The sequence below is a fragment of the Klebsiella sp. HMSC09D12 genome (genome assembly GCF_001808475.1).
In the GTDB taxonomy this organism is placed as follows: Bacteria; Pseudomonadota; Gammaproteobacteria; order Enterobacterales; family Enterobacteriaceae; genus Klebsiella; species Klebsiella oxytoca.
This window is the reverse complement of the sequence record NZ_KV793507.1, coordinates 54,751-74,406: the sequence shown is the minus strand read 5'-3', so window position 1 is coordinate 74,406 and position 19,656 is coordinate 54,751. Positions and strand designations below refer to the sequence as shown.

The window sequence follows — 19,656 nt, the reverse complement described above, 5'->3', positions numbered from 1 at the left end:
CTGGGGAGTAAAAAAGGAGTTAATTATGGTTGGGGTAGAAAAGAACGATCCATTGATGCTGGCGCGTCAGTTGCCGATCAAATCCGTTGCGCTGATCCTTGCCGGGGGACGTGGTACCCGTCTGAAGGATCTGACCAATAAACGCGCGAAACCTGCTGTCCATTTCGGCGGCAAGTTCCGTATTATCGATTTTGCGTTATCTAACTGTATTAACTCAGGTATTCGTCGTATCGGCGTCATCACCCAGTATCAATCGCATACTCTGGTGCAGCATATTCAGCGCGGCTGGTCTTTTTTCAATGAAGAGATGAACGAATTTGTTGACCTGCTGCCCGCCCAGCAAAGGATGCAGGGAGAAAACTGGTATCGCGGCACCGCGGACGCGGTGACGCAGAACCTCGACATCATTCGTCGCTACAAGGCGGAGTATGTCGTCATCCTCGCCGGCGACCATATCTACAAACAAGACTACTCGCGGATGCTTATCGACCATGTCGAAAAAGGCGCGCGTTGCACCGTTGCCTGTATGCCGGTGCCTATTGAAGAAGCACGGGCGTTCGGCGTAATGGCGGTGGACGAGAGCGATAAGATTATCGATTTCGTCGAAAAACCGGCTAACCCTCCGGCGATGCCGGGCGATGCGAGCAAATCGCTGGCGAGTATGGGTATCTATGTCTTTGACGCGGATTACCTTTATGAGCTTCTGGAAGAAGACGACAGCGATGAAAGCTCCAGCCACGATTTTGGTAAAGACATCATTCCGAAAATCACCAAAGCTGGCATGGCTTATGCACATCCTTTCCCGCTTTCCTGCGTGCAGTCCGATCCGCAGTCTGAGCCCTATTGGCGGGATGTCGGGACCCTGGAAGCGTACTGGAAAGCCAACCTCGATCTGGCTTCGGTGACCCCGGAACTGGATATGTACGATCAGAACTGGCCGATTCGCACCCATATGGAGCCTCTGCCTCCGGCGAAATTCGTTCAGGACCGCTCGGGTAGCCACGGGATGACCCTCAACTCGCTGGTCTCCGGCGGCTGTATCATCTCCGGTTCGGTGGTTGTGCAGTCGGTGCTGTTCCCGCGCGTGCGGGTGAATTCATTCTGTAATATTGATTCGGCAGTCTTGCTGCCAGAGGTTTGGGTTGGCCGTTCATGCCGCCTGCGTCGCTGCATTATTGACCGTGCCTGCGTGATACCGGAAGGTATGGTTGTTGGTGAGAACGCGGAAGAGGATGCACGCCGTTTCTACCGCTCGGAGGAAGGTATCGTGCTGGTCACCCGCGACATGCTGCGGAAATTGGGGTACCCACAGGAGCGCTAATGCAGGTATTACATGTATGTTCAGAGATGTTCCCGCTGTTAAAAACCGGTGGACTGGCGGATGTGATCGGCGCGCTGCCTGCAGCGCAAATTGCCGGGGGCGTTGATACGCGCGTACTGCTGCCCGCGTTTCCTGATATCCGCCGCGGCGTGACGGATGCGCAGGTGGTAACGCGCCGGGAGACGTTTGCCGGGCGTATCACTTTACTGTTCGGCCACTTTAACGGCGTGGGCATCTATCTGATTGATGCTCCGCATCTCTACGATCGTCCGGGGAGCCCTTACCACGATACCAATCAGCATGCCTATACCGACAACGTGCTGCGCTTCGCGCTGCTGGGCTGGGTAGGCAGCGAGATGGCCTGCGGCCTGGATCCTTTCTGGCGTCCCGATGTTGTTCACGCCCACGACTGGCATGCGGGGCTGACCCCTGCCTATCTGGCGGCGCGCGGCCACCCGGCGAAGTCAGTCTTTACGGTGCATAACCTGGCCTATCAGGGGATGTTCTACTCGTGGCATATGAACGACATTGAGCTGCCCTGGTCGTTCTATAACGTTCATGGCCTCGAATTTAACGGTCAGATCTCCTTCCTGAAGGCGGGTCTTTACTACGCCGACCATATTACGGCGGTTAGTCCAACCTATGCCCGCGAAATCACCGAGCCGCAGTTCGCTTACGGGATGGAAGGGCTGCTGCGCCAGCGACAGCATGAGGGCCGCCTTTCGGGGATCCTCAACGGAGTGGATGATCATATCTGGAATCCGGAAAGCGACCTGCTGCTGGCCGCGCGCTATGACCGAGATCGGCTGGAAGAGAAGGCTGAGAACAAACGTCAGCTGCAAATCGCCATGGGGCTGAAGGTGGATGATAAAGCGCCGCTGTTTGCCGTGGTTAGCCGTTTGACCAGCCAGAAAGGGTTGGACCTGGTGCTGGAGGCGCTGCCGGGCCTGCTGGAGCAGGGCGGTCAGCTGGCGCTGCTGGGGGCTGGCGATCCGGTACTGCAGGAGGGCTTCCTGGCCGCTGCGGCCGAGCATCCGGGCAAAGTCGGCGTTCAGATTGGCTACCATGAGGCATTCTCTCACCGCATTATGGGCGGCGCCGACGTGATTCTGGTGCCCAGCCGTTTTGAACCGTGCGGCTTGACCCAGCTGTACGGCCTGAAGTACGGCACGCTACCGCTGGTGCGGCGCACCGGCGGTCTGGCAGACACCGTTTCCGACTGCTCGCTGGAGAATCTCGCCGACGGTCTGGCTACCGGCTTTGTTTTTGAAGATAGCAACGCTGTGTCGCTGCTGCGGGCCATTCGACGCACGTTCGTCCTGTGGTCGCGCCCATCGCTCTGGCGTTACGTCCAGCGCCAGGCGATGAATATGGATTTTAGCTGGCAGGTTGCCGCAAACTCTTACCGCGAACTTTATCAACGCTTGCTGTAACCAGGAGCAAAGCTATGAATGTACCTTTTAGCTACTCATCACCCACCCTGAGCGTTGAGGCGTTAAAGCACTCTATTGCTTATAAACTGATGTTTATTATCGGTAAAGATCCGGCTATCGCGAACAAGCATGAATGGCTTAATGCTACGCTGTTCGCCGTTCGCGATCGCATGGTTGAGCGCTGGCTACGTTCAAACCGGGCGCAGCTCTCTCAGGAGGTGCGCCAGGTATACTATCTGTCGATGGAATTTTTGATTGGCCGTACTTTATCCAACGCGCTGTTATCGCTCGGTATTTATGAAGATGTGAATAGCGCGCTGGAAGAAATGGGGCTGAATCTTGAAGAGCTGATTGATGAAGAGAATGACCCGGGCCTGGGCAACGGCGGCCTGGGGCGTCTGGCCGCCTGCTTCCTTGACTCGCTGGCGGCGCTGGGTTTACCGGGCCGTGGCTACGGTATTCGCTACGACTACGGCATGTTTAAGCAAAACATCGTCGATGGGCGGCAGAAAGAGTCCCCGGATTACTGGCTGGAGTATGGTAACCCGTGGGAATTTGAGCGCCACAATACGCGCTATAAAGTGCGTTTCGGCGGCCGCATTCAGCAGGAAGGTAAACATTCACGCTGGGTGGAAACCGAAGAGATTATTGCTGAAGCCTACGATCAGATTATCCCGGGTTTTGATACCGACGCCACCAATACGCTGCGTCTGTGGAGCGCGCAGGCCAGCAGCGAGATTAACCTCGGTAAATTTAATCAGGGCGACTACTTCGCGGCGGTGGAAGATAAAAACCACTCCGAGAACGTGTCGCGGGTACTTTATCCGGATGACTCCACCTATTCCGGGCGCGAACTGCGCCTGCGCCAGGAGTATTTCCTCGTGTCGGCGACGGTACAAGATATCCTCAGCCGCCACTACCAGCTGCATAAAACCTACGCCAATCTGGCGGATAAAATCGCGATTCATCTCAATGACACGCACCCGGTGCTGTCGATTCCGGAGCTGATGCGCCTGCTGATTGACGAGCATAAGTTCAGCTGGGATGAGGCGTTCGAGGTAACCTGCCAGGTCTTCTCTTATACCAACCATACCCTGATGAGCGAAGCGCTGGAGACCTGGCCCGTCGACATGCTGGGTAAAATTCTGCCGCGTCACTTGCAGATTATTTTCGAGATTAATGACTACTTCCTGAAGACCCTGCAGGAGCAGTATCCCAACGATACGGCGATGCTGGGTCGTACGTCGATTATCGACGAGTCTAACGGGCGTCGCGTCCGTATGGCGTGGCTGGCGGTGGTGGTAAGCCACAAGGTCAACGGCGTGTCGGAGCTGCACTCCCGGCTGATGGTTGAGTCGCTGTTTGCCGAATTTGCCAAAATTTTTCCGATGCGCTTCACCAACGTCACGAATGGCGTGACTCCGCGCCGCTGGCTGGCGCTGGCGAATCCGCCGTTGTCAAAAGTGCTGGATGAAAATATCGGTCATACCTGGCGCACGGATTTAAGTCAGCTGAAGGAGCTGGAGCAGCATATCGACTATCCGAAGGTCAATCAGGCGGTACGCCAGGCCAAGCTGGAAAACAAGCAGCGGCTGGCGAACTACATCGGCCAGCAGCTTAACGTGGTCGTCAACCCGAAGGCTCTGTTTGATGTGCAGATCAAGCGTATTCACGAGTACAAACGTCAGTTGATGAACGTGCTGCATGTGATCACTCGCTACAATCGCATCAAAGCCGATCCTGACGCTGAGTGGGTACCGCGAGTGAATATTTTCGCCGGAAAGGCGGCTTCGGCTTACTATATGGCGAAGCATATTATTCATTTAATTAATGATGTCGCGGCGGTAGTGAATAACGATCCGGAAGTTGGCGATAAGCTGAAAGTGGTGTTTATTCCTAACTACAGCGTTAGCCTCGCGCAGCTGATCATTCCGGCGGCGGATCTCTCCGAGCAGATCTCTCTGGCAGGGACGGAGGCGTCCGGTACCAGCAACATGAAGTTCGCGCTTAACGGCGCGTTAACCATTGGTACTCTGGATGGCGCTAACGTTGAGATGCAGGAGCACGTTGGGGCGGATAATTTCTTTATCTTCGGTAATACGGCGGAACAAGTTGAAGCCCTGCGGGCCAATGGCTATAAACCGCGTGATTACTACGAGCAGGATGAAGAGCTGCACCAGGCGCTGACGCAGATTGGCACCGGCCTGTTTAGTCCGTCTGAACCGGGACGTTACCGCGACCTGCTGGATTCGCTGATTAACTTCGGCGACCACTATCAGGTTCTGGCGGATTACCGTAGCTACGTGGATTGTCAGGATAAGGTGGATGAGCTGTACCGTCATCCGGAGGAGTGGGCCAATAAAGCGATGCTGAATATCGCTAATATGGGTTACTTCTCGTCCGATCGCACGATTAAAGAGTATGCCGACCATATCTGGCATATCGATCCGGTTCGACTGTAGTCATGTAACCTGTGGGAACGGGGCCAAATGGCCCCGTTTTTTTATGCCGGAATTTCAGAAAAGTGCCCGGGAGGCGCAAGGAACTAAGCAGCTTATACTTCCGTCATCGCAGGGATGAGCGAATAACAAATGAAAAACACGAAATGGTTGTTGCTGTCAGTGATATTGGCCTTTTTTGGCGTGCCGATATTAACGCACGTCGCGGCTCTGGTGCTGGCGATGGTCGGCGGCAGAGCCTCTTATTACTGCCTGCGCTGATGGCGCTTCTGACCTGGATTATCATGCTGCAGCGGGCGGAGCTCAGCTTTAAGCAGCTCAACTTTTTTTGGCTGTCTACGTTCCTGCTTCCATGGTTTGGTATTAGCGTGCTATCGGCTCTGAGCGGCTGGTATTGGGGGATCGTGGTGATACCCGTTGGCTCACAGCTGTGCTTTACGCTGGGATATTACTGGCCGTACAGGCATGTACCCATCGCCAGGAATGCATCGCTCTGCCGCTGTATTCTACTTGCGGTACTGGCGCTGCTGGGCGCGTATGCGCTCTATCAGGCGTGGCTACATGAGGAAAAATATCCTTCTGTCAGCAGAAACAATAGCGTTCTCGAGTCGATTAATACCGGCAATTTCGCGCCGGGAAGCTGCAGTAAACTCACCCCATTACAGGGACCGCCGCAATTACGTTTTACGCAAAACTGGCCGCGGATGGCCGGGGCCACGGCGGCATATCCGCTCTATGCGTCAGCGTTTTATGCCCTGAATACCCTACCTGCTACGTTTTCCACCAGAGACTATTTACACGAGTCCCGCACGCCGGATGCCTGGCGCAGCATAATTACTGGCGAAACCGATATCATTTTTGTCGTCCAACCTTCAGCCGGGCAAAAACAGCGCGCGCAGGATGCGGGCGTTAAGCTGGTCTATACCCCTTTTGCCCGCGAAGCGTTTGTGTTTATAGCCAATCAAAGTAATTCGGTCCAGTCGCTTAGCGAGGAGCAAATCCGCGCGATTTTTAGCGGCAAAATTACCCGCTGGAGCGATGTCGGCGGCGCCAGTAAAGCTATTCAGCCCTGGCAGCGCCCGGAGGACTCTGGCAGCCAGACGGTGATGCTGGCAAAAGTCATGAAGGGCGTCCCGATGCTGCCGCCAAAGAAAAGTGAGTTTTCCACAGTAATGGAGGGCGTCATCCGCGAAGTGGCCGAATATCAGAATACGCGCGGGGCGATTGGTTACACCTTCCGCTACTACGCGACGCAGATGAACAGCAATAAACATATCAAGCTGCTGTCCATCAATGGCATTGCGCCGACGGTTGAGAATATACGTAACGGCAGCTACCCGTACACGGTTGATGTCTATATGGTCACCCGGGAACATACCTCAGCAGAAACGCAGCAACTGGTGGCGTGGTTTTTAAGCCCGCAGGGACAGCACCTGGTGCAGGATGTCGGCTACGTGCCGATGTATAAAACGCAGGAATAAGTAAATATGAAAGGGAATTTAAAGTACATTCTTGCCATTTTGTTGATGGCTTTTTTTTCCTGCCGCTGGCGGTGAGTTTTGTTGTCTTTATTCTTACATCAGCAATCCCTTATTTAGGTTTTTCTTATCCGTTGCTGATTGTGGCGACGATAATTGGCCTGGCGATCCGTTCAAGCCAAAAGCCCTGGCGCAGGAGAAAGAAGTGCAGTTAATGATAACCCCCGTGGTGCAAACGCAAACCCTGGTGGAGTGGTTTATCAGCCCGCAGGGCCAGACTCTGGCGCAGAGTCTGGGCTATCTACCGCTCTATCCGGTAACGGAATAAATGAACGCCATGGAAGACATTAAATTGTACGTGCAGCTGACGGGCGTCGATCCTGCCAGCGGCGCTGATATTTGTATCGCGCGGCGTGAATCCACTGCCTGGCATAGAGGCATCGTGGCGGAGCTGATTAATCAGGCTTTGGATCAGGCCGAAAAATTCGTGGGCGCACCGGGTATGGAAGAGCTGCGGGCATACGATGTCATGGTAGGGATTGGTTTAACATCCAGCGGCATCTGGCCGGGTTTTTCTCTGGACCCAGGGACGATTGGCCGTATGAGCGTCTGCGGCGCGGAGCTGGATTTCGATCCTTATATCGACAGAGTCCCGATTTACGCCTGCGACATCGATACTCACGATGATTTCACGGTGGCGTTCTCCGCGCTGGGTTTTCATCACCAGCGGAGCGTTATCGCAAAGCGGGGGCTCAGAGAGTACGCCAGCGTGGCGGATGTTTTCATTCTGCAGGTTTTTAAAGATGCGTTGAAATATCACAATGACAATAGTCTGCGGCTGTTCAGAAAAAAGCAGGCGGAGCTGATGCTATATGCTCGCTATTATCAGGCTAAACGCTGCGACGACAAAAGCTGTACGAACTGCGAGGAGGGCTGTACCAGGCCCGGCTTTCATTTGCCACGAGACGTTTTTATCCGCCTCAGCGCCGCCAACGCGCGCTTTCAGTATTGTCCGTTTGAAAGACGTCGGTTGTCGGTGTGAAAAGAGGGGCCATCGCGTTAATCTTCGTCGCCGCGCTAACCGCCTGCGACGATCGTGTCGTAAGCCATTTCTCTGACTACGCCGCCATACCAGAGCAATCCGGCATCTGGAGCTGGCTGCCGGTCTTCTTCCCCATTTCCGCACGCGAAATCAAAATAGCCACTAATCTCGACCTCGATCTTTTTTATGCTGATTTTGCGCTGGCGGAACACGATGAGCGCGCTCATTTTGAAGCAGCGTTAGGCCTGGGGAGCGTGGTTCAATCCCTGGATTCTGCACATAAAAGTTGGTGTAAGACGGGAAAAACCCTCTGGAATAGCGAAGCGCAGGCAAAGTCGTTTTTTATTCAGAAATTAAGCGTGGAGCGCTATCGCATAACTAACGACATGCCCGCATGTACCAAAATCGGCTATTAAATCTGCCTGTTCTGGAAGGTATTGAACAGGAAGCGCGCACTTTGCCGGACGCCAGCGAACGCTGAATCCGGCCTGTAGAAACCACAAACGCGGGTTGTTGCATTCTGGTCGCAGGCGCCGCCGCCGGGCAAGCCTGTGCACCTTATGAGCAATCAGAGAGGGCTAAAGCGCCCTCTGATTTCATTACGACGCCAGCGACAGCTCAGACTTTCCCGCGTGCTGCGCCAGCCATTCGCTAATGCGCGCCTGCTGTTCCTCCGTGAGCCACATGCCCTGCTTGGTCCGCCGCCAGATAGCGTCATCCAGTGAACGAACCCATTCGTGCTCAACCAGATAGCGCAGTTCGGCTTCAAAAAACTCATGACCGAAATGTTCGCCCAGATCGTCCAGCGAGGTCGCCTTATCAAGGATCAACTCGCTGTTGCTGCCGTAGGTGCGGGCGTAATGGCGGGCCATCGATTCACTGATAAACGGGAAGCGGCGGCGCAGCTTAGCCGCATAGTCATCACGGTCGCCGCCGATATCGCCGCCGGGCAGCACCGCGGTTTTGGTCCATGCCGGGCCAATGCCTTTGTAGTAAGGCGTCAGTTTCTCCAGCGCGTGTTCGGCCAGCTTACGGTAGGTGGTGAGCTTACCGCCGAAGACCGATAGCAGCGGCGCCTGGCCGTTCTCATCATGAATATCGAGGGTGTAGTCGCGGGTGATCGCCTGCGGTGAATCAGATTCATCATCGCACAGCGGGCGCACGCCCGAGTAGGTCCAGACAATATCGTCCCGGGTGAGTTGTTTTTTAAAGTGAGCGTTATAGACGTTCAGCAGATAGTTAACCTCTTTGTCATCGATCGCCACCGCTTTTGGATCGCCTTTATATTCGACGTCGGTGGTGCCGATGATGGAGAACTCGTCCATCCACGGGATCACAAAGACAATGCGTTTATCTTCATTTTGCAGGATATAGGCCTGCTTCTGCGTATGTACGCGCGGTACGACGATATGACTGCCTTTAATCAAGCGGATACCGTACGGAGAACGCAGGTGCATCCCCTCGTCGAAGAACTGTTTGACCCACGGGCCGGTCGCGTTAACCAGACCGCGCGCCTGCCAGGTGAACTTTTCACCGCTATCAATATCTTCCGCTTCGACAATCCACAAACCGTTTTCACGTTTTGCTGAAATGGCGCGGGTGCGCGTGCGTACTTCTCCACCTTTACGCACAACCATCTGGGCATTGGCCAGCACCATGCGCGCATCGTCGACCCAGCAGTCGGAATATTCGAAACCGCGCACGATTTCAGGTTTAAGTACTGATTCTGTACCAAAACGCAAACCGGTTGATCCAGGCAGGCTGGTGCGCTTACCGAGATGGTCGTACATAAACAGGCCAATGTGGATCATCCACGCCGGACGCAGGTGCGGGCGATGCGGTAAGCGAAAACGCATCGGGAAGGCGATATGCGGGGCCATTTTTAATAACACTTCACGCTCGGCCAGCGCTTCGCTCACCAGGCGGAATTCATAGTGTTCGAGGTAGCGCAGCCCGCCGTGAATCAGCTTTGAGCTGGCGCTGGATGTCGCGCAGGCCAGATCGCGCGCCTCCAGCATCAGCACGGATAAACCACGCCCTGCGGCGTCTGCCGCGATACCGGCACCGTTGATGCCTCCCCCTATCACAATCAGATCTTTGGTTTCCACGCTGCTACCTCTTACACTTTCGTTTAAGCTCACAAATGTTCGATATCGCTCAATATAGCAAACAATCGCGCCATTGGTAACATCAAAAAAACATTTCAGAGTGATGCGTGTAACATATTGGCGTTTATTTCGCGCCAGGCTGTACACTAGGCGCTAAAATTCGGGGCGTTTCGTCGCCTGCCTGTAGAAAAAAAGAGAGCTTATGGATCACTTTGAATGTATTAACGTAGAAGAAGCCCACCAGAAAATGCATCAGCAGACGGCGGTGCTGGTGGATATCCGCGACCCGCAAAGCTTCGTGATGGGCCATACGCCGGGCGCGTTTCATCTGACCAACGATACGCTGGGCGCGTTCATGCGCGACAACGACTTTGATACGGCGGTCATGGTGATGTGCTATCACGGCAATAGCAGCAAGGGCGCTGCGCAGTATCTGCTGCAGCAGGGTTATGACAAGGTGTACAGCGTAGACGGCGGGTTTGATGCCTGGCACCGGCATTTTCCGGCGGAAGTCGCGCATGGCGCAGTTTAGGCGTTAGCGCAGGTTGTGGCTATAATATCCCCCTTTGTGTGGAATAAGCGAACCGCTGCATGTTAATGATTACCTCTTTTGCCAACCCGCGCGTGGCCCAGGCGTTTGTCGACTATATGGCGACGCAGGGAATTATTTTGACTATTCAGCAGCATACGCAGAGCGATATCTGGCTGGCTGACGAGAGCCAGGCCGCGCGCGTGCAGGCCGAACTGGCCCGATTTCTTGAAAATCCAGCCGATCCGCGCTATCTGGCCGCCAGCTGGCAGTCGGGGCACACCAATAGCGGGCTGCACTACCAGCGATTCCCTTTTTTAGCGACGCTTCGCCACAACGCCGGGCCGGTTACCTGGAGCGTTCTCTTCGCCTGCATCACCGTCTTTGTCCTGCAATCGGTCATTGGCGATCAACCGGTCATGATGCTGCTGGCCTGGCCCTACGATCCTTCGCTGAAATTTGAAGTCTGGCGCTACTTTAGCCATGCCCTTATGCACTTCTCGCTGATGCATATTCTGTTCAACCTGCTATGGTGGTGGTACCTCGGCGGGGCGGTAGAAAAGCGAATCGGCAGCGGCAAGCTGGTGGTGATTACCGCGATCGGCGCCTTACTGAGCGGCTTTGTACAGCATCAGTTTAGCGGCCCGTGGTTTGGCGGACTCTCCGGCGTAGTCTATGCGCTAATGGGCTATGTCTGGCTACGGGGCGAGCGCGATCCGCAGAGCGGCGTTTATTTACAGCGCGGCTTGATACTCTTCTCCTTAGTATGGTTAGTTGCTGGATGGTTTGATGTTTTCGGCATGTCGATTGCGAACGGTGCGCACGTGGCTGGTCTGGTGACCGGGCTGGCGATGGCGTTTGTTGATACGCAGAATGTGCGAAAACGAACGTAGAGATTCCCAGGGATATTTCATGAAACAAACACAACGTCATGACGCGATTATCGAGCTGGTAAAAAAACAGGGATACGTCAGTACCGAAGAACTGGTCGAACAGTTTGCCGTCAGCCCGCAGACCATTCGCCGCGACCTGAATGATTTAGCCGATCAGAAAATGATTCTGCGCCACCACGGCGGCGCTGCGCTACCTTCCAGTTCGGTGAATACTTCCTGGCACGACAGGAAGTCGACCCAGACCCAGGAAAAAGAGCGCATCGCCCGTAAGGTCGCGAGTGAAATTCCCGATGGCGCGACGCTGTTTATCGATATTGGCACCACGCCGGAAGCGGTGGCTCATGCGCTGCTTAACCATAACGATTTGCGCATCGTCACCAATAATCTCAACGTCGCCAATACGCTTATGGTGAAAGAGGATTTCCGCATCATTCTGGCCGGCGGCGAGCTGCGCAGCCGGGATGGCGGTATTATCGGTGAGGCCACGCTCGACTTTATCTCTCAGTTCCGACTCGATTTTGGCATTCTTGGCATCAGCGGCATCGACAGCGATGGCTCGCTGCTGGAGTTTGACTACCACGAAGTGCGCACCAAACGGGCGATTATTGAAAACTCCCGCCACGTAATGCTGGTGGTTGATCATTCCAAATTTGGCCGCAATGCGATGGTGAATATGGGCAGCATCAGCATGGTTGATGCGGTCTATACCGATGTGATGCCGCCCGCAGGAGTACTGAAGGTGATTACCGATAACAACCTTCAGCTGGAGCTGTGCTGATCCTTTAGCATTTCCCAGCTCAGGCCAAAGCGCGCCAGATACTTGCGCAGCCGATCCGCGTCGTTGACCGTTGCTTTGCCGAGGCGTGAAACGTTAAAGAGCTGGCGTCCGGCATCGGAAATCGTTGTTGCCTGCTGGCATACGGCAATGACGTTTTGTAGATGCAGGCGATCAAAGAGGTCAAGATTTTCCACCTCCGCCCCCAGTAGCGCGTCGAGCGCTGAGGGGCGGCGATCGTTCCAGCTGTAGCGCAGCCGTTCAATCTCATCCTCCACCGTGATTACCGTGATGCGACCGTTTTCCGCCAGGGTCGCCATGCGGGTCACGCTGGCGGACAGTTCGCGGAAGTTGCCGCTCCACGCCGCCTGGGGCGAGGTGGCGAACGTCAGCCACGCGCGGCGCGCTTCGGTATTAAAGCGCACGCTGTCGCCGGTTAGCGCGGCGTGACGCTCTATTTCATACTCGAGATTGGGTTCGATATCTTGATGGCGCTGAGGCAGACCGGGCAGTTCAAAGGTCCACAAATTAATACGTGCGTAGAGATCTTCGCGGAACTGGCCCTGGGCAACCCGCTGGCGCAAATCGCGCACGGTGCCGGCGATGAGCTGAAAATCGCTGCTGACCTGCTGGTCGCTGCCGAAGGGATAGAAGCGTTTTTCCTCAATGGCCTTCAACAGCATCGCTTGTTCATCTGCGCCCAGTTCGCCAATCTCATCCAGGAAAAGCATCCCGCCGTTAGCGCTGCGCAGCAGGCCAGCCCGTTCTTCCCTTGCGCCGGTAAAAGCGCCTTTGACATGGCCAAACAGCGTCGACATTGCGGTATCACCGCGCAGGGTGGCGCAGTTCACCTCGACGAGCGGACCGTTAAACTGATGGCGCGCCAGCTTTAACTCATAAATGCGGCGGGCAAGAAATGATTTACCTGCGCCGGTGGGGCCGTTCAGCAGAATCGGCGAACGGGAGCGGATAGCGACGCGCTCAATATTCTCGATCGTGCGGTTGAAGCGCGGGTTACGGGTCGCGATACCGGATTTCAAAAAGTTAAGCGTCTCTTCCCGTTCCTGGGCGAAGCGGCTGGCGATAGCGTTATAGCGGCTGAGGTCGAGGTCAATGATCGTCACGCCGCCCGGGGTATGGGGCTTGTCTTTTTTCCGCGGCGGGGAGGTTTGCGCCAGTCGCGCCGGGAGATAGCGCGCTTCGGCCAGCAGGAACCAGCAGATCTGCGCCACGTGAGTGCCGGTGGTGATGTGTATCAGATAGTCTTCATCTTCAGGATGGAACCGGTGGCTGCGGGCAAAATCGTGCAGGCAGGCGTAAACCTCCTCGAAATCCCATGGATTGCGGATGGCCATCTCAACGCCGACGACCTCCGTTTCCGGCGATACGCTGGCGATATCCTGCTTTAAGGTCTCAAACAAGCCGCGCGAACGGGCGTCGTAAAGCAGCTCAAGGCGATGAACAACCAGTGTTTCCTGCTGACACAGGCATAAGGTTGGCCGCCATTTCTCCCAGCGCTGGCTGCCGCGGCCAACATAATCCAGTACCGTACCGACAAAACCAAAGGCTACCGTTTTGCGCATCTTAGATTTCCTTATAAAAGACGATATTTAATTATCGTATTTTCGCTTCCCGCACGCAGTGTCTTTTTGAATGAAGCGCGGGAAAAAATAAATAAATCATAAAAATCAAACAAATAATTTTATTTTTATAATCTGGCACGCAGGTTGCAAATACACTGTCATGGAGAATAACGGAACCAGGAAATCAGATGGCTAATCTACTTCAGTTCCGTTCCGCCGTTATGACGCGCCGGCAAGTTCTCATGATGCGGCTCCGGTTAAGCCGGCGTTAAGATGCTTCACAACTTGTCGCCGCCCTATTAATAAAATGAGAAAAGACAATGAATTATGAATTGATGGCCACCCAGAACGCCCCGGTGAAAATGTGGACCAAGGGCGTACCCGTGGAAGACGAAGCGCGCCAGCAGTTGATTAACACGGCAAAGATGCCGTTTATTTTCAACCATGTTGCCGTTATGCCCGATGTGCACCTTGGTAAAGGATCGACAATCGGAAGCGTGATCCCCACTCTCGGTGCGATTATTCCGGCTGCGGTTGGCGTGGATATCGGCTGCGGAATGAATGCGCTGCGCACCAGCTTAACGGCGGCGGATCTTCCGGATAACCTTGCTGAATTGCGTAGTGCGATTGAAGCCGCCGTGCCGCACGGACGGACGACCGGGCGGGGCCGTCGTGACGCGGGGGCATGGGAAAATCCACCGGCTAACGTTGACGCGCACTGGTCAACGCTGCATGCGGAGTTTCAATGGCTAACCAGTAAATATCCGCGCTTCCTTAACACCAATAACTACAAGCACCTGGGAACGCTGGGAACCGGTAACCACTTTATTGAAATTTGCCTCGATGAGGCGCAGCAGGTTTGGGTGATGTTGCACTCCGGTTCACGCGGAATTGGTAACGCCATAGGCACCTATTTTATTGAAATGGCGCAAAAAGATATGGAGCAGCATATTGCGAACTTGCCCTCGCGCGATCTGGCTTATTTCTCTGAAGGCAGCGAGCATTTCGTGGATTACGTTCGGGCGGTGAGCTGGGCCCAGGATTATGCGCGCGCCAACCGTGAAGCGATGCTGGAAAACGTGCTGCTGGCGCTGCGTAAAACCATCGACAAACCCTTTACGCTGGTGAGCGAGGCGATTAACTGCCACCATAACTATGTGCAAAAAGAGCAGCATTTTGGGAAGGAGATTTACGTTACCCGTAAGGGGGCGGTATCCGCCCGGCGCGGTCAGTACGGGATTATTCCGGGATCGATGGGCGCGAAAAGCTTTATTGTTCGCGGACTCGGTAACCCGGAGTCGTTCTGTTCATGCAGCCACGGCGCCGGACGCGTGATGAGCCGTACCAAAGCGAAAAAACTGTTTAGCGTAGAGGATCAGATTCGCGCCACCGCGCATGTAGAATGCCGTAAAGATGCAAACGTCATCGACGAGATCCCGATGGCCTATAAGGACATTGACGCGGTGATGGCCGCGCAGTCCGATCTGGTGGAAATTGTGCATACCCTGCGTCAGGTGGTATGCGTGAAAGGATAATGTAATGAAAAGGATGATTACGCTGGACGGCGCGCAGGGAGAAGGCGGCGGGCAGATTTTGCGCTCGGCGCTGAGCCTGTCGATGATAACCGGCCAGCCGTTTGAGATTATCGGCATCCGCGCCGGTCGCGCTAAACCGGGCCTGCTGCGCCAGCATCTCACGGCGGTACGGGCGGCGGCCGAGATCTGTAGCGCTCAGCTGAGCGGCGATGAGCTGGGCTCGCAGCGGCTGCGTTTTGTCCCAGGGCCGATTCGCGGCGGAGCGTATAAATTTGCCATCGGCAGCGCGGGCAGCTGCATGCTGGTGCTGCAAACGGTGTTACCGGCGCTCTGGTTTGCCGATAGCCCGGCCCGCGTCGAAGTCAGCGGCGGCACGCATAATCAGGCGGCCCCGAGCGCGGATTTCATTTGCCGCGTCTGGGAGCCGCTGCTGGCGAAAATGGGTATAAACCAGCGTACGGCTTTGATCAAGCATGGCTTCTATCCGGCCGGGGGCGGCGCCGCGCTAACGGAAGTGGCGCCGAGTGCGTCACTCAGCGGGCTAGAGCTGCTTTCGCGGGGTGAAACGAATTGCCTCACCGCAGAAGCGCTGCTGGCGGCGGTTCCTTACCACGTTGGCGAGCGCGAAGTGATAGCGCTGGAAGCCTGGCTGCCGCTGGCAGATAAAAAAATTCGCGTGCTGGAGGGCGGCGCCGGGCCGGGAAATACGCTGTCGCTGACCGTGGAGTGCGAACATCTTACGGAGCTGTTTATGGCTTTTGGCTCCAAAGGCGTGAGTGCTGAAAAGGTTGCGCACCAGCTTGCTTCGCAGGCCAAACGCTATCTGGCAAGCAAAGCGGCTGTGGGGGAATATCTGGCCGACCAGCTGATATTACCGCTGGCGCTGGCGGGCGAAGGTGCATTTACCGTCGCGGAAGTATCGGCGCATTTGCTGACCAATATCGCGGTGGTTGAGCGTTTTCTGCCGATCCGATTTACCTGTGAACCGAGTGATATTGGCTATCTTATTCAGGTTCGCGATTAAACTTTGCGGTATCGCCGTAAACGTAAAGTGGTGATTCTCTTCTGTCTCGGGAAAAGGCCGGAATGAGGGCTGTTTTGCGCATGTTCTTCCCCTGACCCTCTCCCCGAAGGGGCGAGGGGATCGTTTCGCTGGCCTTTTTTAATGACATAACAATGCGTTAGCGTTTTAGGTAAAACAGAATAGTTTTCCACAGATCGCGCAGGAATTAGACTCCATATCCCATCATTTTAAGCAACTGCTGGGCATGCTGAACGGCATCCTGGCGGTGCGCGACGCCCAGCTTTTGATACAAATTGCGAATATGCGTTTTAATCGTAGTGGCGGCAACGTCCAGCTCGCCGGCAATCTGCTCATTGCTGTAGCCGGAATAGATAAGTCCCAGTACCTGCCATTCGCGCTGGGTTAGCGGGCTGGTGCGGATGAGCTCCGGCACTTCCGGGTGGTTCAGCAGCCGCTCGACGAAGCTCTCGTCAAAGTGGGCGAATTTGTGGCGATGATGCTGGTTGATATCGCGCAGAATACGCTGGGCGCGGTGCTGCTCGAGCTCCGGCAGGGTATTGAGCTGAATCAGCTGGCGCAACTGCTGCGCCATCGCTTCTCCTTCAATCACAAAATGATTGATAAACCCGGTGCGGTTGGCGAGGGTGAGCGCTTCCAGTAGCGCTTTCTGCGCTTCGCTTTTACGCCCGGCCTGCCAGTAGAGCTGGTTGAGCAGCAGCAGGTTGCGGTTGAGATCGCTCATCAGACGCAGCGAGCGGGCGTTATCGTTTAGCTCTTCCAGCACCATTTCAGCGGAATCAAAATCACCGAGCAGGATCTGCGCGCGGGCGATATTGCGCCACTGGCTCTGCAGGAAGTGGTTGTTAGCGAATTCCGGTTTGGGCGTCTGACGCAGCCAGTTTGCCGCGGCGGCTTTATCGCCGACCATCTGCCAGTAGATCACCCGGACTTTATCGGCATTGGATACCCAGTCGCTATGGTAATGACCGTTGCCAAGCAGATTCTCCAGGCGATTCAGATGGCTGCGGGCGTTATCCAGATCGCCGCGCGCCAGCGAGCACTGCACCATCAGCGTCAGGCACTGCAGCTGTTGCTGCGGTTGGTAGGACGAAAGCACGTTCATGCCGTTGCGCGCGGAGGTTTCCGCTTCATCCAGCCGCGCCCATGCCCACAGCAGCTGGGAGCGAATACGCAGCAAAAACTCATGCATCGGCAACTGCTCCAGATGCTGTTCGCGAATGAGCTGGAACGCTTTTTCCTGAATTTCCCAGGCGGCCTGCAGGAAACCTTGCGCAAACAGGATTTCGCTTTGCTGAATCATGCTCCATAGCGCGTAGTGCCAGACGTCATGGCGGCGGGCCATCTGTTCCGTCTGCTGCATGACCGCCAGCGATTTACTCAGCTGGCCTTTGCAGTGCAGCACTTCGCCGTGTACCGAGGTCGCTACGATTCGGCTGTAGTAGCTGGCCAGCGGCAGCTCATCAAGTGCCACCATCGCCAGGCGCTCGGCTTCGTCCTGATCGCCGGCGTTGATCGCCACCTGGGCACGCAGGGCGTTGAAATCGCCGTGCATGGCGGTGTCCATTTCCGTATCCATCTCCTGCTCGGCGCGGGCCAGCAGGGTATTCACTTCGCTATAGCGGTGCTGGCTCTGCATCAGCCAGGCCTGCAGGAGAATTAACCGCGGATTTTCCAGCAGGTTTGACCACGGTAGCGCGGCGAGAGACTGTTCCAGCAAGCTCAGCTCGCTATGGTTAAACATGCCCCATGCGTGATTGAGCAGAATATCGCGCAGCATTTTAGCGTCGCCCGCCGCCAGGGCGTGATGGATAGCCTCGGTCGGGAAGCCCTGCGCCATCCAGCTCTCGGCCGCCGCGCGGTGAATTTCCGGCAGCTCGACCGCCAGCTCCCACTGACAGCGCTGGCGCAGAAAATTACCAAACAGCGGATGATAACGGAACCATTCGCCGGAATCGTCCATCCGTTGCAGGAATAGCCCCTGGCGTTCAATCTCCTCCAGCTGCATCTGGCCATTCTCTTCGCCGGTGACGCGGACGATGAGCGCATCGTTCATTGAGCGCAGCAGCGAGCTTTTCAGCAGGAAATTACGCGTTCGCGGATCGACGTTATCCAGCACCTCATCGACCAGATAGTCAGAAAGATGGCTGGCATTAATACCGGCAAGACGACGGGCGGAGTGTTGCGCGGAAGTGTTGTTCTGGCGCGCCGAGAGGGCAATCAGCTGCAGCGCGGTGGCCCAGCCGGCAACATCGTCGCACAGCCTTTTGCTGTCGTCGGCCTCAATAGGCGAACTGAGACGACAATCGAAAAACTGCTTGGCCTCCTGATGGGTAAAAGCGAGCTGCTGGCTGCCGATTTCCAGCAGCTGATCGCGTACGCGCAGGTTGGCGATACCCAGCTGCGGCAGATTACGCGACAGCACCACCAGAGTCATATTTTCCGGCTGGTGGCGGAGGAAGAAGCGCATTGCATCATGAATAACCGGGTTGGTGATTAGATGGTAATCATCAATCACCAGAAATAGCGGGCGCTGCCAGTCGGCCAGTTCGATAAACAGTTGAGCGAAGAGGGAAGGCAGGCTGGCGTACTGGCGCTTTTGCACCATGGCCTCGCTGGCTGCACAGTGGCCGCCGGTCGCCTGCTGAACGGCGGCGATGAGATAGCTGGCAAAACGCTCCTGTTGGTTATCACCTTCATCCAGCGAGAACCAGCCAAGGTCATTTTTCCCCGCCGCCCATTGAGAAACGAGCGTGGTTTTACCGTATCCAGCCGGGCTGGTCACCAACGCGAGACGATAATTGTTCGCGCCGGAAAGTTTCGCCAGTAATCGCTCACGAACCACAGTGTGTTCAAGGCGGACCGGACGACTTAATTTAGACGGAATCAACATAGTTCTTCATTTCGCTGTGCAAGGGAGGGATTGCGAATTTTTTTGCGCTTCGTAATTAATACCCAATAAGGTCGGCCATAATGAATTTTATTGCAAGTTATGTCCGAGTTTTATGCTCTTGAATTTGCTCTATGTCACAAATTTTGACATCGAGTGAAATTGATATAAAGGAGGGCAGCGTGCGCGGTTTCTGGGCTTGCGGGAAATTCAGGCACCACAGGCTAATCTTTTTTTACAATCTAAGTAGTTGTTTGTTTTTATTAAAATATTATCGGCTTATTCTTATAAGTCATCTTTTTGAGTTATTTCTGCATTAAAGTCCGTTTATTCTGCGAATATTTACTTTTATTTCGCCATATTTACAAAACGGCATTTTATGGCCTTTTTATCAGCCAGGCTTGTAACAAAGTTTTGTTCGCCAGGAGAGACAGGTTGCGGGTTCCGCAGCGGCGAATTTTGCAGCATAATTTTGCCGGTAAGCTAACGTAATAGTGGCCACGATCACACTTTTCGCTCATCCCTGCTACTCCTCCCCGGCTAATCCCTGGCGGGATGAGGACGTGAC

Annotated in this window: 14 protein-coding genes and 1 pseudogene; 12 read left to right on the top strand and 3 right to left on the bottom strand. The window is 55.1% G+C overall.

Annotation, left to right across the window (positions count from 1 at the left end):
- The first annotated feature begins 25 nt into the window (after positions 1 to 25).
- The 7 genes and pseudogenes from glgC to HMPREF3178_RS26225 all read left to right on the top strand — a co-directional run bounded on the left by glgC (position 26) and on the right by HMPREF3178_RS26225 (position 8,149).
- A complete protein-coding gene (gene glgC, locus HMPREF3178_RS26250) occupies positions 26 to 1,321 on the top strand; it encodes a glucose-1-phosphate adenylyltransferase (protein ID WP_004106488.1) in 1,296 nt (431 codons plus the stop codon).
- The gene (gene glgA, locus HMPREF3178_RS26245) at positions 1,321 to 2,754 is read left to right on the top strand and encodes a glycogen synthase GlgA (RefSeq protein WP_004106486.1); all 1,434 of its coding nucleotides are present in this window, start codon (positions 1,321 to 1,323) and stop codon (positions 2,752 to 2,754) included. Before glgC ends, glgA begins: the two co-directional genes overlap by 1 nt.
- Before the next feature lie 14 nt (positions 2,755 to 2,768).
- Complete coding sequence (gene glgP, locus HMPREF3178_RS26240) at positions 2,769 to 5,216, top strand: glycogen phosphorylase (protein ID WP_004106484.1); 2,448 nt, start codon at positions 2,769 to 2,771, stop codon at positions 5,214 to 5,216.
- 129 nt (positions 5,217 to 5,345) lie between these two features.
- A pseudogene (locus HMPREF3178_RS26235) lies at positions 5,346 to 6,694 on the top strand (PstS family phosphate ABC transporter substrate-binding protein).
- A gap of 211 nt (positions 6,695 to 6,905) precedes the next feature.
- Positions 6,906 to 7,019 carry a periplasmic phosphate-binding protein gene (locus tag HMPREF3178_RS30525; protein ID WP_073970760.1) on the top strand — a complete coding sequence of 38 codons (114 nt, stop codon included), beginning with the start codon at positions 6,906 to 6,908 and terminating at the stop codon, positions 7,017 to 7,019.
- A 9-nt stretch (positions 7,020 to 7,028) separates the two neighbouring features.
- Positions 7,029 to 7,733, top strand: a complete 705-nt coding sequence (locus HMPREF3178_RS26230; protein ID WP_029496772.1) for a YbbD family protein — start codon at positions 7,029 to 7,031, stop codon at positions 7,731 to 7,733.
- Entirely contained in the window at positions 7,730 to 8,149 is a 420-nt protein-coding gene (locus HMPREF3178_RS26225; RefSeq protein WP_017145307.1) for a YbbD family protein, read from the top strand. The genes HMPREF3178_RS26230 and HMPREF3178_RS26225 overlap by 4 nt, the downstream gene beginning before the upstream one ends.
- Before the next feature lie 183 nt (positions 8,150 to 8,332).
- Here HMPREF3178_RS26225 and glpD read toward each other — a convergent pair whose 3' ends face one another.
- The gene (gene glpD / locus HMPREF3178_RS26220) at positions 8,333 to 9,841 is read right to left on the bottom strand and encodes a glycerol-3-phosphate dehydrogenase (protein WP_017145308.1); all 1,509 of its coding nucleotides are present in this window, start codon (positions 9,839 to 9,841) and stop codon (positions 8,333 to 8,335) included.
- 202 nt (positions 9,842 to 10,043) lie between these two features.
- On the opposite strand from glpD, the gene glpE reads away from it, so the two are divergent.
- The 3 genes from glpE to HMPREF3178_RS26205 are packed head-to-tail and all read left to right on the top strand — an operon-like array spanning position 10,044 to position 12,041.
- On the top strand, positions 10,044 to 10,373 hold the full coding sequence (glpE, locus tag HMPREF3178_RS26215) for a thiosulfate sulfurtransferase GlpE (RefSeq protein WP_017145309.1): 330 nt from the start codon (positions 10,044 to 10,046) through the stop codon (positions 10,371 to 10,373).
- A gap of 59 nt (positions 10,374 to 10,432) precedes the next feature.
- Positions 10,433 to 11,263, top strand: a complete 831-nt coding sequence (gene glpG / locus HMPREF3178_RS26210) for a rhomboid family intramembrane serine protease GlpG (RefSeq protein WP_017145310.1) — start codon at positions 10,433 to 10,435, stop codon at positions 11,261 to 11,263.
- Positions 11,264 to 11,282: 19 nt separating this feature from the next.
- Entirely contained in the window at positions 11,283 to 12,041 is a 759-nt protein-coding gene (locus tag HMPREF3178_RS26205) for a DeoR/GlpR family transcriptional regulator (RefSeq protein ID WP_004106478.1), read from the top strand.
- Here HMPREF3178_RS26205 and rtcR read toward each other — a convergent pair.
- The gene (gene rtcR, locus HMPREF3178_RS26200; protein ID WP_017145311.1) at positions 12,023 to 13,621 is read right to left on the bottom strand and encodes an RNA repair transcriptional activator RtcR; all 1,599 of its coding nucleotides are present in this window, start codon (positions 13,619 to 13,621) and stop codon (positions 12,023 to 12,025) included. The two genes, HMPREF3178_RS26205 and rtcR, sit on opposite strands and share 19 nt — an antisense overlap.
- 320 nt (positions 13,622 to 13,941) lie before the next feature.
- Here rtcR and HMPREF3178_RS26195 point away from each other — a divergent pair, with 320 nt between their 5' ends.
- Both HMPREF3178_RS26195 and rtcA read left to right on the top strand, forming a co-directional pair.
- Positions 13,942 to 15,156: an RtcB family protein gene (locus HMPREF3178_RS26195; RefSeq protein ID WP_016810018.1), complete on the top strand. Its 1,215-nt coding sequence runs from the start codon at positions 13,942 to 13,944 to the stop codon at positions 15,154 to 15,156.
- Positions 15,157 to 15,160: 4 nt separating this feature from the next.
- A complete protein-coding gene (rtcA, locus tag HMPREF3178_RS26190) occupies positions 15,161 to 16,180 on the top strand; it encodes an RNA 3'-terminal phosphate cyclase (RefSeq protein ID WP_017145312.1) in 1,020 nt (339 codons plus the stop codon).
- Between the two features lie 205 nt (positions 16,181 to 16,385).
- Here the strand turns inward: rtcA and malT are convergent, their stop codons facing one another.
- Positions 16,386 to 19,091 carry an HTH-type transcriptional regulator MalT gene (gene malT, locus HMPREF3178_RS26185; RefSeq protein ID WP_016810016.1) on the bottom strand — a complete coding sequence of 902 codons (2,706 nt, stop codon included), beginning with the start codon at positions 19,089 to 19,091 and terminating at the stop codon, positions 16,386 to 16,388.
- Positions 19,092 to 19,656 lie beyond the last annotated feature (565 nt).

What these genes read in the sequence shown, in the direction of transcription:
- glgA (WP_004106486.1), top strand. Translation starts at nt 1,321, where the DNA reads ATGCAGGTATTACATGTATGTTCAGAGATGTTCCCGCTGTTAAAAACC.
- glgP (WP_004106484.1), top strand. Translation starts at nt 2,769, where the DNA reads ATGAATGTACCTTTTAGCTACTCATCACCCACCCTGAGCGTTGAGGCG.
- glpG (WP_017145310.1), top strand. Translation starts at nt 10,433, where the DNA reads ATGTTAATGATTACCTCTTTTGCCAACCCGCGCGTGGCCCAGGCGTTT.
- HMPREF3178_RS26195 (WP_016810018.1), top strand. Translation starts at nt 13,942, where the DNA reads ATGAATTATGAATTGATGGCCACCCAGAACGCCCCGGTGAAAATGTGG.
- HMPREF3178_RS26205 (WP_004106478.1), top strand. Translation starts at nt 11,283, where the DNA reads ATGAAACAAACACAACGTCATGACGCGATTATCGAGCTGGTAAAAAAA.
- HMPREF3178_RS30525 (WP_073970760.1), top strand. Translation starts at nt 6,906, where the DNA reads ATGATAACCCCCGTGGTGCAAACGCAAACCCTGGTGGAGTGGTTTATC.
- glgC (WP_004106488.1), top strand. Translation starts at nt 26, where the DNA reads ATGGTTGGGGTAGAAAAGAACGATCCATTGATGCTGGCGCGTCAGTTG.
- HMPREF3178_RS26230 (WP_029496772.1), top strand. Translation starts at nt 7,029, where the DNA reads ATGGAAGACATTAAATTGTACGTGCAGCTGACGGGCGTCGATCCTGCC.
- glpE (WP_017145309.1), top strand. Translation starts at nt 10,044, where the DNA reads ATGGATCACTTTGAATGTATTAACGTAGAAGAAGCCCACCAGAAAATG.
- rtcR (WP_017145311.1), bottom strand. Translation starts at nt 13,621, where the DNA reads ATGCGCAAAACGGTAGCCTTTGGTTTTGTCGGTACGGTACTGGATTAT.
- rtcA (WP_017145312.1), top strand. Translation starts at nt 15,161, where the DNA reads ATGAAAAGGATGATTACGCTGGACGGCGCGCAGGGAGAAGGCGGCGGG.
- malT (WP_016810016.1), bottom strand. Translation starts at nt 19,091, where the DNA reads ATGTTGATTCCGTCTAAATTAAGTCGTCCGGTCCGCCTTGAACACACT.